The 582-nt window shown below is 32.1% G+C and carries 2 protein-coding genes; both read left to right on the top strand.

The features are described from left to right. Positions 1-228: arsenic metallochaperone ArsD family protein (locus ACW2QF_RS18355; RefSeq protein ID WP_455717465.1), on the top strand; the 228-nt coding region annotated here is incomplete at its 5' end. A gap of 47 nt (positions 229-275) precedes the next feature. Next, the coding region (locus tag ACW2QF_RS18350) for an arsenate reductase/protein-tyrosine-phosphatase family protein (protein WP_455717464.1) at positions 276-582 on the top strand (307 nt) is incomplete at its 3' end.

Here is a 582-nt window from a genome sequence, read left to right as displayed (position 1 = left end):
TCATCACTAAATGTTTTCGTTCAAATCATAGAAATCAATTATAATCTTAACAAAGATGGTATTAAAGTATTACCAGTAACGATGGTTAATGATAAGATAATCAAAAAATATAGCTATCCTGCTAATGACGAACTAATGACTATCCTGGGAGTTACTTTGAATTCTTTAGAAGAAGACAAAAATAAAGACGGAGAATGTGGTTGCTCCGGTGGAGAATGTGGTTGTTAAAAATAATTTTTATAGATAAAACTGATTAGGAAGGACCTACTACAATAATGAATAAAATTATATTAAATAATAATAGAAAACCCAAAGTTGCATTCATATGTGTTCATAATTCATGCAGAAGTCAAATAGCAGAGGCTCTAGGAAAGCTTCTAGCTAGTGAAGTATTCGATAGTTATTCTGCTGGCACCCATCTTAAAGACCATATTAATCCTGATGCCGTAAGACTTATGAAACAACAATATGGAATTGATATGGAAGAATCACAGCACAATAAATTGATCGATGATATTCCTAACCCAGATGTAGTCATCACTATGGGATGTAATGTTGATTGTCCAATGTTACCTTGTAAGC

This window comes from Anaerosporobacter sp. (genome assembly GCF_965301125.1).
The sequence above is the reverse complement of the archived record's forward strand: the minus strand, read 5'-3'. Positions and strand labels throughout refer to the sequence as shown.